Origin of the sequence: Streptomyces sp. NPDC053048, from assembly GCF_044547045.1 — a bacterium.
In the GTDB taxonomy this organism is placed as follows: domain Bacteria; phylum Actinomycetota; class Actinomycetes; order Streptomycetales; family Streptomycetaceae; genus Streptomyces.
The window spans coordinates 404,272-418,664 of sequence record NZ_JBITZS010000002.1; the positions used below are offsets into that span (position 1 = coordinate 404,272).

General features: G+C 74.4%; 15 protein-coding genes. 12 read left to right on the forward strand and 3 right to left on the reverse strand.

Going from position 1 to position 14,393, the window contains the following annotated elements; genetic code table 11:
- Window positions 1-10 precede the first annotated feature (10 nt).
- The 8 genes from bioD (at window position 11) to mug (ending at window position 8,001) form a co-directional block, all read left to right on the forward strand.
- Window positions 11-727 carry a dethiobiotin synthase gene (bioD, locus tag ACIG36_RS06665; protein ID WP_399923018.1) on the forward strand — a complete coding sequence of 239 codons (717 nt, stop codon included), beginning with the start codon at window positions 11-13 and terminating at the stop codon, window positions 725-727.
- A 148-nt stretch (window positions 728-875) separates the two neighbouring features.
- On the forward strand, window positions 876-1,556 hold the full coding sequence (locus ACIG36_RS06670; protein WP_399923021.1) for a class I SAM-dependent methyltransferase: 681 nt from the start codon (window positions 876-878) through the stop codon (window positions 1,554-1,556).
- Between the two features lie 93 nt (window positions 1,557-1,649).
- Window positions 1,650-2,540, forward strand: coding sequence for an LLM class F420-dependent oxidoreductase (locus tag ACIG36_RS06675; RefSeq protein WP_399923024.1), 891 nt, complete (start codon window positions 1,650-1,652; stop codon window positions 2,538-2,540).
- 236 nt (window positions 2,541-2,776) lie between these two features.
- Entirely contained in the window at window positions 2,777-4,126 is a 1,350-nt protein-coding gene (locus ACIG36_RS06680) for a hemolysin family protein (protein ID WP_399923027.1), read from the forward strand.
- A complete protein-coding gene (locus ACIG36_RS06685) occupies window positions 4,123-5,136 on the forward strand; it encodes a hemolysin family protein (protein WP_399923030.1) in 1,014 nt (337 codons plus the stop codon). Before ACIG36_RS06680 ends, ACIG36_RS06685 begins: the two co-directional genes overlap by 4 nt.
- 38 nt (window positions 5,137-5,174) lie before the next feature.
- A complete protein-coding gene (locus ACIG36_RS06690; RefSeq protein WP_399923033.1) occupies window positions 5,175-5,960 on the forward strand; it encodes an SGNH/GDSL hydrolase family protein in 786 nt (261 codons plus the stop codon).
- Window positions 5,961-6,019: 59 nt separating this feature from the next.
- Window positions 6,020-7,453, forward strand: a complete 1,434-nt coding sequence (purB, locus tag ACIG36_RS06695) for an adenylosuccinate lyase (protein WP_399923036.1) — start codon at window positions 6,020-6,022, stop codon at window positions 7,451-7,453.
- A gap of 2 nt (window positions 7,454-7,455) precedes the next feature.
- Window positions 7,456-8,001, forward strand: a complete 546-nt coding sequence (gene mug / locus ACIG36_RS06700; RefSeq protein ID WP_399923039.1) for a G/U mismatch-specific DNA glycosylase — start codon at window positions 7,456-7,458, stop codon at window positions 7,999-8,001.
- Here the strand turns inward: mug and ACIG36_RS06705 are convergent, their stop codons facing one another.
- Together ACIG36_RS06705 and ACIG36_RS06710 are read right to left on the reverse strand one after the other, a co-directional pair.
- A complete protein-coding gene (locus ACIG36_RS06705; protein ID WP_399923042.1) occupies window positions 8,002-8,751 on the reverse strand; it encodes an ABC transporter permease in 750 nt (249 codons plus the stop codon).
- A 5-nt stretch (window positions 8,752-8,756) separates the two neighbouring features.
- A complete protein-coding gene (locus ACIG36_RS06710) occupies window positions 8,757-9,485 on the reverse strand; it encodes an ABC transporter ATP-binding protein (protein ID WP_399923045.1) in 729 nt (242 codons plus the stop codon).
- Window positions 9,486-9,592: 107 nt separating this feature from the next.
- On the opposite strand from ACIG36_RS06710, the gene ACIG36_RS06715 reads away from it, so the two are divergent.
- The 3 genes from ACIG36_RS06715 to ACIG36_RS06725 all read left to right on the forward strand — a co-directional run bounded on the left by ACIG36_RS06715 (window position 9,593) and on the right by ACIG36_RS06725 (window position 12,649).
- Complete coding sequence (locus ACIG36_RS06715) at window positions 9,593-10,756, forward strand: sensor histidine kinase (protein ID WP_399923048.1); 1,164 nt, start codon at window positions 9,593-9,595, stop codon at window positions 10,754-10,756.
- Window positions 10,757-10,760: 4 nt separating this feature from the next.
- Window positions 10,761-11,411: a response regulator gene (locus tag ACIG36_RS06720; protein ID WP_399923051.1), complete on the forward strand. Its 651-nt coding sequence runs from the start codon at window positions 10,761-10,763 to the stop codon at window positions 11,409-11,411.
- 80 nt (window positions 11,412-11,491) lie between these two features.
- The gene (locus ACIG36_RS06725; RefSeq protein WP_399923054.1) at window positions 11,492-12,649 is read left to right on the forward strand and encodes an ROK family protein; all 1,158 of its coding nucleotides are present in this window, start codon (window positions 11,492-11,494) and stop codon (window positions 12,647-12,649) included.
- 45 nt (window positions 12,650-12,694) lie between these two features.
- On the opposite strand, the gene ACIG36_RS06730 is transcribed toward ACIG36_RS06725, so the two are convergent.
- Window positions 12,695-13,444 (reverse strand): GntR family transcriptional regulator, encoded by a 750-nt coding sequence (locus ACIG36_RS06730; protein WP_399923057.1) that lies wholly within the window; start codon window positions 13,442-13,444, stop codon window positions 12,695-12,697.
- Between the two features lie 177 nt (window positions 13,445-13,621).
- Between ACIG36_RS06730 and ACIG36_RS06735 the strand changes: the two genes are divergently transcribed.
- Window positions 13,622-14,383 (forward strand): SDR family oxidoreductase, encoded by a 762-nt coding sequence (locus tag ACIG36_RS06735; RefSeq protein ID WP_399923060.1) that lies wholly within the window; start codon window positions 13,622-13,624, stop codon window positions 14,381-14,383.
- The last annotated feature ends 10 nt before the right edge of the window (window positions 14,384-14,393 follow it).

Here is a 14,393-nt window from a genome sequence, read left to right on the forward strand (position 1 = left end):
GACGGACGTCATGTCGGTACTGGTCGTCACGGGAACGGGCACCGAGGTCGGGAAGACCGTGGTCACGGCCGCCGTCGCGGCGGCCGCCCGGGCCGCGGGCCGCTCGGTCGCCGTGCTCAAGCCCGCGCAGACGGGAGTGGCCGCGGGCGAGCCGGGTGACGTGGCGGAGGTGCTGCGGCTGGCGGGCGGGGTGACCACCGCCGAACTGGCCCGGTTCCCCGAGCCGCTGGCCCCGGGAACGGCCGCGCGCCGGGCGGGCAGGGAGCCCGTCGGGCCCGACGCCATCGCGCGGGCGGCGCGGGAGCTGGCCGCTTCCCACGACCTGGTGCTGGTCGAGGGCGCGGGTGGGCTGCTGGTCCGGCTGGACGAGAAGGGCTCGACGCTCGCCGACGCGGCCGTGCTGCTGGGGGCACCCGTCCTGGTCGTCTGCCAGGCGGGCCTGGGCACCCTCAACGCCACGGCGCTGACCGCCGAGGCGCTGCGGGCGCGTGGCCTGGACTGCGCGGGCGTGGTCATCGGCAGCTGGCCGGCGGTCCCCGACCTCGCCATGCGCTGCAATCTCGCCGATCTGCCGGAGTCGGCGGGCGCCCCGCTGCTGGGCGCCCTCCCGGAGGGCGCGGGCACGCTGCCCCCGGACGACTTCCGCGCGGTGGCCCGGGGCTGGCTGGCGCCCGAGCTGCACGGCACCTGGGACGCGGCGCGCTTCGAGGCGGCGCAGCGGGGCTGATCCCCGGCTGCGGGGACACCGGTACGGGCTTCGGGGACGCCGGTCCCGGCTCCGGGGACGCCGGTCCCGGCTTCGGGGCGCGGCTTCCGGTTCGGGACGGGGCGGCCGGGGAAAAATCCCCTAGCCGTCCCCCGGAAAGGGGTGCCCCATGCCGCTCCGCCGCAGGAGAACACCGCACGACGTCGTGCACCACCCGTTGTTCGCCCGCGCCTACGCCAAGTGGAGCCCGGTCGTCGACGAGCGGGCGGGGGTCGGCGCGCACCGCCGCGAGCTGCTGGCGGGCCTGTCGGGGCGGGTGATCGAGATCGGTGCGGGCAACGGGCTGAACTTCGCCCACTACCCGGGGACGGTCTCGGAGGTCGTGGCGATCGAGCCGGAGCGGCTGCTGCGGCGCCTGGCGGTGGAGGCCGCCGTGCGCGCCGGTGTGCCCGTCGACGTGGTGCCGGGCGTGGCGGAGGCGCTGCCCGTCAAGAGCGAGGCGTTCGACGCGGCGGTGGCGTCCTTGGTGCTGTGCTCCGTGCGGGATGTGCGGCGGGCGCTGGCGGAGCTGCGGCGGGTGCTGAAGCCGGGCGGTGAGCTGCGGTTCTTCGAACACGGGGTGGCCCAGGGGCGGATGGCGGCGGGGGTGCAGCGGGCGGTGGACCGCACGGTGTGGCCGATGCTGTTCGGCGGCTGCCACACGGCCCGCGACCCACTGCGGGCGATCGCTTCGGCGGGATTCGAGCTCGGGGCGTACCGGCGGCTGCGGGTGCCGGCGAGCGGAGTGCCGTCGCCTGCCTCGCCGTGTGTGCTGGGAGTGGCCACGCGTCCGGCGGAACCGGGGCCGTGACATCGGGCGTCGATCCCGGCCCGGCTTCCCCCACACGACAAGCGGAGACAACCTCCGGTACGTTGGGTCAACCGACATTCCAGGGGGTTGTTCATGTCACGTCCGTTCCGCTTCGCCGTCAATATGCTCGCCGCCGGCACGGGCGCCGAGTGGCGCGCGAAGTGCCGTGCTGCCGAGGAGCTCGGTTACGACGTCATCCTGGTGCCCGACCACCTGGGCATGCCCGCCCCCTTCCCGTCCCTGGTCGCGGCCGCGGAGGTCACCGAAGGGCCGCGCGTGGGCACGTTCGTGCTCAACGCCGGGTTCTGGAACCCGGCCCTACTGGCCCGCGAGGTCGCCTCGACCGACCAGCTCACCGGCGGCCGGCTGGAGCTGGGGCTCGGCACGGGCTATGTGAAGGCCGAACACGACAGCGCGGGACTGCCGTTCGGCTCGCCGCGCGAGCGGGTCGACCACCTCGCGCGCACCCTCACCGAACTGGACCGGCTGCTCGGCGACGCCGGCCACGTGCCGGCGGCCGCGCAGTCCCCGCGCCCCCCGCTGCTGCTCGGCGGCAACGGCGACCGGGTGCTGCGGCTGGCCGCGCGGCACGCCGACATCGCGGCGTTCAGCGGCGGCTCCACCGACCGCGACGGCACGCTGCGCCTGATCAGCCCCGCTGCCCTGGAGGAGCGCGTCGCCGCCTACCGGGGCTTCGAGGCCGGACGGGCGGAGCCGGCCGAGCTGAACTACCTGGTCCAGATCGTGGCGGTCGGCGCCGACCCGCGGGCGAAGGCCCGCGAGCTGATGGGCTGGTCGGAGGAGCTCACCGAGGACGACCTGGTGAACCACCCCGCCCTGCTGACCGGCTCGGTGAAGGAGATCGCCGAGCGCGTCCGCGGCCACCGCGAGCGCTACGGGTTCACGTACTTCACCGTTCTGGAGCCCTTCATGGAGGCGTTCGCCCCGGTCATCGAGGAGCTGCGGGGCTCGGACACCCTCTGACGTCCGGCGCGGGCGCGGCGGCGGACCGGCGCGTCCGGCCCCACCCGTTCGCTTTGCCGGTCCTTTACCATTGATGGTCACCGTCACGTCATGATGGTGACCATCAGGTCTTCACACGAGTGACCCCAGAGTGAAAGGTGTGAGCGTCCGCCCATGGGCGAGCCCCCCAGTAGTCCCGGGTACCGACATCGAGCGGTCCCACCTCCCCTGCCCGACCATGGGACGGAGGTGAACCGATGACCGAAGTGCTCCTCCTGCTGCTCGCCCTGCTGCTGACGCTCGCCTGTGCCGTCTTCGTCGCGGCGGAGTTCTCCCTCACCACCGTCGAGCGCGCCGAGCTGGAGCGGGCCGTCGAACGCGGCGAGCTGGGTGCCGAGAGCGCCCTGCGGGCCGTGCGCGGCCTCACCTTCCAGCTCTCCGGCGCCCAGCTCGGCATCACGGTCACCGGCCTGATCATCGGCATGATCTCCAAGCCGTCCATCGCCGCCCTGCTCACCGGCCCGGTACGGGCCCTGGGCCTGCCCGCCGCGGCGGCCTCCTCGGCCGCGCTGGTCCTGGGCACCGTGCTGTCCACCGTGGTCCTGATGGTCGTCGGGGAGCTGGTGCCCAAGAACTGGGCCATCTCCCGGCCGCTGTCGGTGGCCCGCAAGGTCGCCGGGCCGCAGCGCGCCTTCAGTGCCGCCTTCCGGCCGCTGATCCGGCACCTGAACAACACCGCGAACCACGTCGTGCGCCGCATGGGCTTCGAGCCCGCCGAGGAGCTGGCCACCGCGCGCGGCCCGCAGGAGCTCGTGGCACTCGCCCGGCACTCCGCCCGGGAGGGCGTCCTCGAGAAGGACACGGCCGAGTTGTTCGTGCGCACCCTGAACCTGGCCGACCTGACGGCGGAGAACGTGATGACCCCGCGCGTCCAGGTCATCGCCCTCGACGCGCGCGCCACCGCCGAGGACGTCGCGAACGCCACCCTGGCCACCGGCCTGTCCCGCTTCCCCGTCTACCGGGAGAACCTGGACACCGTCATCGGCACCGCCCACATCAAGGACGTCCTCGCCGTGCCCGCCGAGGAGCGCGTCCACCGGCCCGTCACCGCCCTGCTGCGCGAGCCGCTGCTGGTGCCGGAGTCGCTGACCGTGGACCGGCTGCTGGACCGGCTCTCCTCCCGGCGCACCATGGCCGTCGTCATCGACGAGTACGGCGGCACGGCCGGCGTGGTCACCCTGGAGGACATCATCGAGGAGGTCGTCGGCGAGGTCCGCGACGAGCACGACCCGGACGAGCTGCCCGACCTGGCCCCGGCCGGCGAGGACGCCGACGGCCGCAGGCTCTACGCCGCGGACGGCGCCGCCCGCACCGACCAGCTCGCCCACATCGGGCTGCGGGCGCCGGACGGCCCGTACGAGACGCTGGCCGGCCTGGTCGCCACGGAGCTCGGCCGCATCCCGGCCGAGGGCGACACGGTCGAGGTCGCCGGCTGGCGCGTCGAGGTCACCGACGCCTCCGGGCACCGCGCGGCGCGGGTGCGCCTGACCGCGCCGCCGGCCGGTGCGGACACCGGTGCCGGAACCGACGGGGAGACGGACCGATGACGCTCGTACAGCTGCTGATCGGGCTGGCGACGCTGGTCGCCAACGCCTTCTTCGTCGGCGCGGAATTCGCCATGATCTCCGTGCGCCGCGGCCAGATCGAGCCCTACGCCGAGCACGGGGACCGCCGCGCCCGCAGCGTGCTGTGGGGGCTGCGGCACATCTCGGCGCTGATGGCGGCGGCCCAGCTGGGCATCACGCTGTGCACCCTGGTGCTCGGCGTGGTCGCCGAGCCCGCCATCGCCCATCTGCTCGAGCCGCTCTTCCACGCGGTCGGACTGCCGCAGGGCGCGGTGCACCCGGTGTCGTTCGTCATCGCGCTGGCCGTGGCGACGTACCTGCACATGCTGTTCGGCGAGATGGTGCCGAAGAACATCGCGCTCGCCGAGCCGGTGCGCACCGCCCTGCTGCTGGGCCCGCCGCTGGTGACGCTGGCGCGTGCCCTGCGCCCCGCCGTCTTCACGATCAACCGGCTGGCGAACGCGGCGCTGAAGCTGCTGCGGGTCGAGCCGAAGGACGAGGTGACGGCCGTCTTCTCGGACGACCAGCTGGCCCGGATGGTCGCCGACTCCAGCGAGGCGGGGTTGCTGGACCAGCGGGCCACCGCGCGGCTGCGGGACGCCCTGGAGCTGGGCAAGCGCCGGGTCGAGGCCGTGGTGATGCCGCTGGAGAAGGTGGTCTCGGCCCGCTTCGGGGTCACCCCCGAGGAGCTGGAGCATCTGTCCGCCTCGTCCGGCTACTCCCGCTTCCCGGTCACCGACGACGCGGGCCGCATCCTGGGCTATCTGCACGTGAAGGACGCGCTGGACGCCAAGCCGCGCGACATGCCCTTCCCGCTGCGCAGGATGCGCCCGATCGCGCGCGTCCGGGCGGACACGCCGCTGGACGACGTGATCACGGCGATGAGCGGCACCGGCGCGCACCTGGCGGCGGTCATCGGCGAGGACAACCGGCTGACCGGGCTGGTGACGCTGGAGGACGTGCTGCGGGAGCTGGTCGGCACCCGGCCGTGAGCCGGGCGGCGGGGCGCGGGCGGTAGGATCACGGCGCCATGCCGATGAATGCCACGTACACGCACACCAGCTTCGTCGCCGTCGGGGACTCCTTCACCGAGGGCATGTCCGACGGGCTGCCGGACGGCTCCTACCGGGGCTGGGCCGACCTGCTCGCCGCCCGGCTGGCCGCCCGCAGCCCCGGCTTCCGCTACGCGAACCTCGCCGTGCGCGGCAAGCTGATCGGCCAGATCGCCGACGAGCAGTCGGCGGCGGCCGCCGCCATGGGCGCCGACCTGGTGACGCTGGTGGGCGGGCTCAACGACGTACTGCGGCCCAAGTGCGACGTGGACCTGGTGTGCGCCCGCCTCGCCGAGGCGGTGGAGCGGCTGGCCCCCAGCTGCCGGCAGCTGGTGCTGATGCGCAGCCCGGGGCGGCGCGGACCGGTGCTGGAGCGCTTCCGGCCGCGCATGGAACAGCTCTTCGGCTTCATCGACGAACTGGCCGAGCGGCACGGCGCCCTGGTCGTCGACCTGTTCTCGGCCGAGGTGCTGGGCGACCCGAGGCTGTGGGCCGAGGACCGGCTGCACCTGAACGCCGAGGGGCACCGCCGGGTGGCCGAGGCCGTCTGGCAGACGCTCGGCCACGAGCCCGAGTCGGACTGGCGCGAGCCGCTGCCGCCGTTCCTGCGTCCGGGCTGGGCCGCCCGCCGCGGCTCGGACCTGCGCTTCGCCCGCGAGCACCTGGCCCCGTGGATCGGCCGCCGGCTGACCGGCCGTTCCTCGGGCGACGGCCGGCCGCCCAAGCGCGCCGAGCTGCTGCCCTACGAGCAGCCGCTCTCGTAGCAAGCCACAAACCGGGGCGGGGCGCCGGCCTGCGCGAACCGCCAGTAGACTTTGGCCACGTGACTGCAAAGCCCCGCATCCCCAATGTCCTGGCCGGCCGCTACGCCTCCGCCGAGCTCGCCGTGCTGTGGTCCCCCGAATACAAGGTGACGCTGGAGCGGCGGCTGTGGCTCGCCGTGCTCCGGGCGCAGAAGGACCTGGGGATCGAGGTGCCGGACGCCGCCCTCGCCGACTACGAGCGCGTCCTGGACCAGGTCGACCTGGCCTCGATCGCCGAGCGCGAGAAGGTCACCCGGCACGACGTGAAGGCCCGCATCGAGGAGTTCAACGCCCTCGCCGGCCACGAGCACGTCCACAAGGGCATGACCTCCCGCGACCTGACCGAGAACGTGGAGCAGCTGCAGATCCGGCTCTCCCTCGAGCTGGTGCGCGACCGCGTCGTGGCCGTCCTGGCCCGGCTCGGCAAGCTGGCCGCCGACCACGCCGAGCTGGTCGTGGCGGGCCGCTCGCACAACGTCGCCGCCCAGGCCACCACCCTCGGCAAGCGCTTCGCGACCACCGCCGACGAGCTGCTGGTCGCCTTCTCCCGCACCGAGGAGCTGCTGGCCCGCTACCCGCTGCGCGGCATCAAGGGCCCGGTCGGCACCGCCCAGGACATGCTCGACCTGCTCGGCGGCGACGCCGCGAAGCTGGCGGAGCTGGAGCAGCGCATCGCCGCCCACCTGGGCTTCGCGCACGCCTTCACCTCCGTCGGCCAGGTCTACCCGCGCTCCCTGGACTACGACGTCGTCACCGCACTGGTGCAGCTGGCGGCGGCGCCGTCCTCGCTGGCCAAGACGGTCCGGCTGATGGCCGGCCACGAGCTGGTGACCGAGGGCTTCAAGCCGGGCCAGGTCGGCTCGTCCGCGATGCCGCACAAGATGAACACCCGCTCCTGCGAGCGCGTCAACGGCCTCATGGTCATCCTGCGCGGCTACGCCTCGATGACGGGCGAGCTGGCGGGCGACCAGTGGAACGAGGGCGACGTCTCCTGCTCCGTGGTGCGCCGCGTGGCGCTGCCGGACGCGTTCTTCGCGCTGGACGGCCTGCTGGAGACGTTCCTGACGGTGCTCGACGAGTTCGGTGCCTTCCCGGCCGTCGTCGCCCGCGAGCTGGACCGCTACCTGCCCTTCCTCGCCACCACCAAGGTGCTGATGGGCGCGGTGCGGGCCGGGGTCGGCCGCGAGGTCGCGCACGAGGTCATCAAGGAGCACGCGGTGGCCTCGGCGCTGGCCATGCGCGAGCAGGGCGCCGAGCGCAACGAGCTGCTCGACAAGCTCGCCACCGACGACCGCATCCCGCTGGACCGCGCGGACCTCGACGCGCTGATGGCCGACAAGCTGTCGTTCACCGGTGCCGCCGGCGACCAGGTGGCCGCCGTGGTCTCCCGCATCGAGGAGATCGCCAAGCGCCACCCGGAGGCCGCCGCCTACGTGCCCGGGTCCATTCTCTAGGGATGACTCCTCAAGAGCTCGAAGCCGCCCGCGACCGCCTCGTCCCCGACGTGGTCGCGGGCGGTCTGCGCGTGTTGTTCTGCGGCATCAACCCGGGCCTGATGTCGGCTGCCACCGGCCACCACTTCGCCCGTCCCGGCAACCGCTTCTGGCCCGCCCTGCACGCCTCCGGCTTCACGCCGCGCCTGCTGAAGCCGTCCGAGCAGGAGGAACTGCTGTCGTACGGGCTCGGGATCACCAATGTGGTGGCACGGGCCAGCGCCAAGGCCGACGAGGTGACGGCGCGGGAGTTCCGCGAGGGCGGCCGGCTGCTGGCCGAGAAGGTGGAGCTGCTGCGGCCGGCGTGGCTGGCCGTCGCCGGGGTGACCGCCTACCGCACCGCCTTCGGCGACAAGCGGGCGCAGATCGGCCCGCAGGAGCGGACAATCGGCGGCACCCGGATATGGGCCCTGCCCAACCCCAGTGGCCTCAACGCCCAGTGGACGCTGCCGAGGATGGCCGAGGAGTTCGGCCGGCTGCGCGCGGCCGCCGATCACACCGCCGCCTGATCACGCGTCGCGGCGGCGCAGCACCCACCAGCCGGCGCAGACGGCGGCCGCCGTCCACAGCGCCATCACCCCCATCCCGTCCCAGGCCCCGAGCACGCCCTCGGGGTCGGGGTGCAGGATCTGCTGGCCGGCCCGGTCCGGGAGGAAGGCCACCGCCTTCCCGATGGCGCCGACGCCGGAGAGGACCGGCGAGATCAGGAAGACCAGCGGGGTGAGCAGCGACAGCGCCCCGACCTGGCTGCGGACCACGGCGGCCACGCCGGCCGAGAACAGCGTGAGCAAGGTGAGGTAGAGGCCGCAGCCGATCGCCGACCGCAGCGCGCCGTCGGCGCCCAGCCCCACCGCGTACTCGCCCATCATCGCCTGGGCGCCGAGGAAGCAGCCGAAGCCGGTCGCCAGGCCCACGGGCAGCGCGAGAGCGGCCAGCACGGCCAGCTTGCCGGAGTAGAACAGGCCCCGGCGCGGTATGGCAGCCAGCGAGAGGCGGATCTGGCCGCCCGTTCCGTACTCCCCCGCCATGGCGAGGACGCCGAAGCACACGGCGGCGATGTGGCCGAAGTTGAGGCCGAAGTAGGAGCCGGAGACCGGCTCGAAGCCCTCCTCGTCGGCCTCCGCCCGGCCGACCAGGGCGTGCACCAGCACGGTGACGCCGACGGTCGCGACGAAGACGGCGGCCAGGGTGACGAGCAGCGAGCGCACGGAGCGGATCTTGGTCCATTCGGAGCGCAGCACGGGCGTGAGTGACGTCATGGCGGTCAGGCCTCCGGGGTGGTGTATTCGGCGGAGCCGGCAGTCAGGCGGAAGTAGGCCTCCTCCAGGGAGGCGCTCTCGCCGACGAAGTCCGTCAGGGAGGCGTCGGCGAGCAGCCGGCCGCGGCCGAGGACGACGAGGTGGTCGGCGGTCTGTGCCATCTCGGTCATCAGGTGGCTGGAGATCAGCACGGTTCGGCCCTCACTCGCCAGACGGCGCGTCAGATTCCGCAGGTGGAGGATGCCTTCGGGATCGAGTCCGTTGGTGGGTTCGTCGAGCAGCAGCACGGGCGGGTCGCCGAGCAGCGCCGCGGCCAGGCCCAGGCGCTGGCGCATCCCGAGGGAGAAGGTGCGCACGCGGCGCCGCGCGGCGGGCGCCAGGCCGGCCTCCTCCAGCACCTCCTCCACTCTGCGGGCGGGTATGCGGTTGCTGAGGGCGAGGGTGAGCAGGTGGTCGCGGGCGGTACGGGCGGGGTGGGCGGCGGCCGCGTCGAGCAGGGCGCCGACGTGCCGCAGCGGCTCGGCGAAGGACGCGTAGGGCCTGCCGCCGACCAGGGCGGTGCCGGAGGTGGGCCGGTCGAGGCCCAGGACGACGCGCAGGGTGGTGGACTTCCCGGCCCCGTTGGGACCGAGGAAGCCGGTGACGCGGCCGGGGCGGATGGTGACGGTGAGCCGGTCGAGGGCGTGCACCGGGCCGTAGCGCTTGGTGAGTTCGCGGATGTCGATCGAGGTCATGGCTCAAGGCTGCCGCCGGGGGCGCGGGCCGCTGATCCCCCGCGGGTGGGCGGCGTCTCCCCCGCGTGGGGGAGGCCCGCGCGGGGCGCCGCTGGAAGGATGGCCCCATGATCACTTGGTTGCGCTCGCCCGCCCGCGCGGTCACCTGGACCCGCTGGCTGCACCTGGTCATCGCCATGGTCCTGGCCACGGTGTGCGCGTTCGTGTTCCCCGGCCTCGGCACCATGAACACGCCGGCCGCCGCCTGGCTCCTGGTGGTGCCGCTGCCGCTGCTGACGGCGCTGGCCATGCTTCCCGGGGTGCGGCTGTCCGAGGGGATGCAGGCGCAGCTGCTGCTGTTCCCCCGGCGGCGGGACGACGACTTCGCCCCGGCGCCGTCCGCCTCCTGGGAGGACCGGTGGCGCACCGCGCTCTGGCTGGTGCTGCGCTACGAACTGGGCACGGTGACGGCGTTCCTGAGCGTGCACGCGCCCACCCTGGCGGTGCGCCTGCTGGGGTCGGGAACCGGGAGCGGCCGGCTGCTCGCCCCGGTGGTCCTCGCGTTGCTGCTGGCCTTCGTGGTGGTGGCCGGCGCGCTGGCCGCCCGTGCCGCCCGCGCGCTGCTGGGCCCTTCGGCGGCCGCGCGGCTGGCCGCGCTGGAGGAGCGCACCGAGCGGCTGCTGGAACACAGCAGGCTGGCCAGGGAGTTGCACGACTCCGTCGGGCACGCCCTGACCGTGGCGGTGGTGCAGGCGGGTGCCGCGCGGGCAGCGGGCTCGCCGGAGTTCACCGCGCGGGCACTGGCCGCGATCGAGGAGACGGGCCGGCACGCGCTGGAGGACCTCGAGCGCGTGCTGAAGGTGCTGCGCGAGGACGCGACGGGCCTCGCCGACCGCCCCTCGCTCACGGACGCCGAGCGGCTGCTGTCGGCCGCCCGTGCCTCCGGCGCGCGGGTGACGGCCGAGGTCGGCGGCGCCCTGGAGACGGTGCCGGGGCCGGTGTCCCGGGAGGGCTACCGCATCGTGCAGGAAGCGCTGACCAACGCGGTCCGCCACGCCGGGCCCGTCGACGTCCGGGTGCGGATAGCGGTCCACGCGCGCGAACTGGAGCTGGACGTCCGCAATCCCCTGGCCGGGGCGGCCGCGGTGGTCTCCGGCGGCGGCAGCGGCCTGCGGGGCATCCGCGAACGCGCCGCGCTGCTCGGCGGGCGGGCGGAGACCGGCGAGCACGAGGGTTCCTGGCGGGTGCGGGTGCTGCTGCCGCTGGGCGGTCCCGGACACCCCCTAGGCTGAGCCGGTGCCGATAACCGTCCTGCTCGTCGACGACGAGCCCCTGGTCCGCGCCGGTCTGCGCGCCATCCTCGAAGCACAACCGGACATCGAGGTGGTGGGCGAGGCGTCCGACGGCGCGGCCGTGCTGCCTCTGGTGCGCCGACTGCGGCCGGACGTCGTCGCGATGGATGTGCGGATGCCGCTGCTCGACGGCATCGAGGCGACCCGTGCCGTGCTGCGCACGGTGCCGGCGCCGCCGAAGATCCTGGTCGTGACGACGTTCGAGAACGACGAGTACGTCTACGACGCGCTGCGCGCGGGCGCCGACGGTTTCCTCCTCAAGCGCGCCGCCCCCGCCGAGATCGTCCAGGCGGTGCGGACCGTGGCCGCCGGGGACTCGCTGCTGTTCCCCGCCGCGCTGCGCCGCCTGGCCGCCTCGCGTGGCAACGAGCGCGCCCGCGCGGCGATGGAGCGCGCGGCGCTGACCGCCCGGGAGGCGGAGGTGCTGCGGCTGATGACCCGGGGGATGTCCAATCCGGAGATCGCCCGCAGTCTGCTGCTGGGCACCGAGACGGTGAAGACGCACGTCAGCGCCGTGCTGGCGAAGCTGGGGGCCCGCGACCGGACCCAGGCGGTGATCGCCGCGTACGAGTCGGGGTTCGTCACGCCCGGGTGAGGTCCCAAGGCTCGCCGCGTTCCGCTTGACCGGATACGATCCGTGCGGGCAAAGGGTACGCAAAGCGAGGAGGCGGCACGTTGGGGCGGCTCACCGGTGGGGATCCGTCTCTGCTGCGGCGGATCAATTCGGCCGTGGTGCTGCACGCGTTGCGTGCCGCCCAGGCTCCCACGCTCACCGAGCTGGTCAATGTGACGGGGCTGTCCCGGCCGACGGTCGAGGGCGTGGTCGAGGGCCTCATCGACTCGGGCCTGGTCGTGGAGGCGGCCGTCGAGGAGGGGGCGACGCGCCGTCAGGGGCGGCCCGCGCGGCGGTTCCGGTTCCGGGTGGAGGCCGGGCATCTGCTCGGCATCGAGATCGGGCCGCACCGGATCGCCGCGCTGCTGGCCGACCTCGGCGGCCGGGTGACGGGCTCCGCGCAGGTGGAGGTCTCCGAGACGGCCCCCGCCGACGAGCGGCTGGACCAGGTGCGGGTGGCGGTCGCCGACCTGCTCAAGCGGTCGGGCGTGGCGCGCGGCTCGCTGCGCGCCGTAGGGGTGGCCAGCCCCGGCATCGTCGAGGCGGACGGGACGGTGCGGCTGGGCACGGCACTGCCCGAGTGGACCGGGCTGCCGCTCGGCGACCGGCTGCGGCGCTCGTTCCGGTGCCCGGTGCTGGTGGAGAACGACGCGAACGCCGCCGCCGTGGCCGAGCACTGGAAGGGCGCGGCCGTCGGTTCCGACGACGTGGTCTTCGTCCTGGCGGGGCTGAGCCCGGGGGCGGGCTCGCTCATCGGCGGCCGGCTGCACCGGGGCTTCGGGGGCGCGGCCGGGGAGATCGGCGCGCTGCACCTGCTGGGCCGGGAGGCCACGCCCGAGGAGGTGCTGTCCACCACCGGGGAGCCGCTGCACCCGCTCGACGAGGCGCAGGTGGCCCGGGTGTTCACGCTGGCCGGGCAGGGCGACGAGCGGGCGCGTGCCGCGGTGGAGCGGTATCTGCGCCGGCTGGTGCACGACGTGGCGGCGCTGGTGCTGGCCCTGGACCCGGAGCTGGTCGTGGTGGGCGGCTGGGCGGCCGGGCCGGCCGGTGTGCTGGAGCCGCTGCGCCGGGAGCTGGCCCGCTACTGCCTGCGGCCGCCGCAGGTGGCGCAGTCGCTGCTGGGCGAGGCCGCGGTGGCGACCGGCGCGCTGCGGCTCGCCCTCGACCACGTGGAGGAACAGCTCTTCGCGGTCGAGAGCACGGTCACGGCGCGCCGCTGAGCGGCGGATGCGACGAGCAGCCGGGGCAGCCCGGTCGATGGCGGGTCAGCCCGCGAGGAGTTCGACGTCCGTCCCGGCCGCGTCACCGAAGGTGAGCCGGCAGGTGTCGGCCCGGTAGGTGGCGACGCCGACGGCGGCGGTGCGGCCGCCGGCGACGTAGCGGGTGGTGACGACGAGCACGGGGGCGCCGGGCAGCCGGTCGAGCTGCTTGGCGTCGTCGGCGCGGGCCGAGCCGAGCTCCACGGCCCGGTCCTGGCCCTCCAGGCGCAGGCGCTGCAGCTCGCGCAGCACGGCACGGGCGCGGGCGGGGCCGGTGGGCGTGTCGACGGCGGCGAGGCCGGGCACGCTGCCGGACGGTACGTACAGCAACTCGGCGGCGACGGGCTGGCTGTGGGTCCTGCGGTGCCGGCGCACGGTGTGCACGGCCTCGTCGGGGGCGGTGTCCAGGAGCCGGGCGACGGCCGCGGGCGGCGCGGCCTCGGTGGTGTCGACGGTCTGCCAGGCGTCGGCCGCGGTGCCGGGCCAGGCGTGCCCCTCGTCGGCGACGGCCACCCCCATGCGAGGCGGTGCGACGGTGGTGCCCACGCCCCGGCGGCGCTGCAGCCGTCCCTCCAGCTCCAGTTGCTCGAGTGCCTGGCGGAGCGTGGCACGGGCGACGCCGAAACGGGCCGCGAGCTCACGTTCGTTGGGCAGGATCTCGCCCACGGCGAACTCGGAGTCGAGTGCGTCGCTGAGGACGGTCTTCAGGTGCCAGTACTTCGGTTCCGGTACTGATTCCAGCTGCGTGGTCCCCACCCTGATCCTCCGCAAAGCATTTCGCGCGCTTCTTTATTAAAGGTTGTTGCAGTATGCCTGCGACCATAGGACGGTGTGCGTACTTGGTCAAGACCAATGACGTCGACAACCGGCCACCCCGTACCTCCGGTAGCGTTCCCGTTGATCGATCACCAGTACGGGCACAGGGGGCGAAGAGTGGAGCGGACGACGACGGACCGGGTCACGGTGGTCACCGGCGGCGGCCGGGGCATCGGCGCGGCGGTGGCGCTGCGGCTGGCCCGCGCTGGGCACGCCGTCGGCATCGGCTACGAGCACGCGCGCGAGGCCGCGGAGGAGACGGCCGCCCTGGTGCGCGCGGAGGGCGCCGAGTGCGTCGTCGCCCGGGTCGACACCAGCGACGAGGGCTCGGTCGACGCGTTCTTCGACGTGGTGAAGGAGCGGCTCGGCCCGGTCACCGGCCTGGTCAACAACGCCGGGATCACCGGCCTGCTGGGCCGCTTCACCGAGACCCCGGTGGAGCGGATGCGCCGGGTCGTCGACGTCAATGTGATGGGCGCGCTGATCTGCGCGCGGCGGGCGGTGCTGGAGATGTCGACGCGGCACGGCGGCAGCGGCGGCGCGATCGTCAACATCTCCTCGGGCGCGGCGACCCTGGGCTCCCCGGGCGAGTACGTGCACTACGCGGCGAGCAAGGCCGCGGTGGACGCGCTCACCGTGGGGCTGTCCAAGGAGCTCGCCCGGGAGGGCGTGCGGGTCAACTCGGTCCAGCCGGGAATGATCGTCACCGGCATCCACGCCGCGATGGGCGACCCCGAACGGCCGTGGCGCGACGGCGACCGGGTGCCGATGGGCCGGCCCGGCGAGCCGGAGGAGGTCGCCGGGGCCGTGGCGTGGCTGCTGTCACCGGAGGCGTCGTACACCACCGGGGCGGTGCTGCGCGTGGCCGGAGGACTGTGACGGGCGGCTC

What these genes read in the sequence shown, in the direction of transcription:
- bioD (WP_399923018.1), top strand. Translation starts at nt 11, where the DNA reads ATGTCGGTACTGGTCGTCACGGGAACGGGCACCGAGGTCGGGAAGACC.
- ACIG36_RS06670 (WP_399923021.1), top strand. Translation starts at nt 876, where the DNA reads ATGCCGCTCCGCCGCAGGAGAACACCGCACGACGTCGTGCACCACCCG.
- ACIG36_RS06675 (WP_399923024.1), top strand. Translation starts at nt 1,650, where the DNA reads ATGTCACGTCCGTTCCGCTTCGCCGTCAATATGCTCGCCGCCGGCACG.
- ACIG36_RS06680 (WP_399923027.1), top strand. Translation starts at nt 2,777, where the DNA reads ATGACCGAAGTGCTCCTCCTGCTGCTCGCCCTGCTGCTGACGCTCGCC.
- ACIG36_RS06685 (WP_399923030.1), top strand. Translation starts at nt 4,123, where the DNA reads ATGACGCTCGTACAGCTGCTGATCGGGCTGGCGACGCTGGTCGCCAAC.
- ACIG36_RS06690 (WP_399923033.1), top strand. Translation starts at nt 5,175, where the DNA reads ATGCCGATGAATGCCACGTACACGCACACCAGCTTCGTCGCCGTCGGG.
- mug (WP_399923039.1), top strand. Translation starts at nt 7,456, where the DNA reads ATGACTCCTCAAGAGCTCGAAGCCGCCCGCGACCGCCTCGTCCCCGAC.
- ACIG36_RS06705 (WP_399923042.1), bottom strand. Translation starts at nt 8,751, where the DNA reads ATGACGTCACTCACGCCCGTGCTGCGCTCCGAATGGACCAAGATCCGC.
- ACIG36_RS06710 (WP_399923045.1), bottom strand. Translation starts at nt 9,485, where the DNA reads ATGACCTCGATCGACATCCGCGAACTCACCAAGCGCTACGGCCCGGTG.
- ACIG36_RS06715 (WP_399923048.1), top strand. Translation starts at nt 9,593, where the DNA reads ATGATCACTTGGTTGCGCTCGCCCGCCCGCGCGGTCACCTGGACCCGC.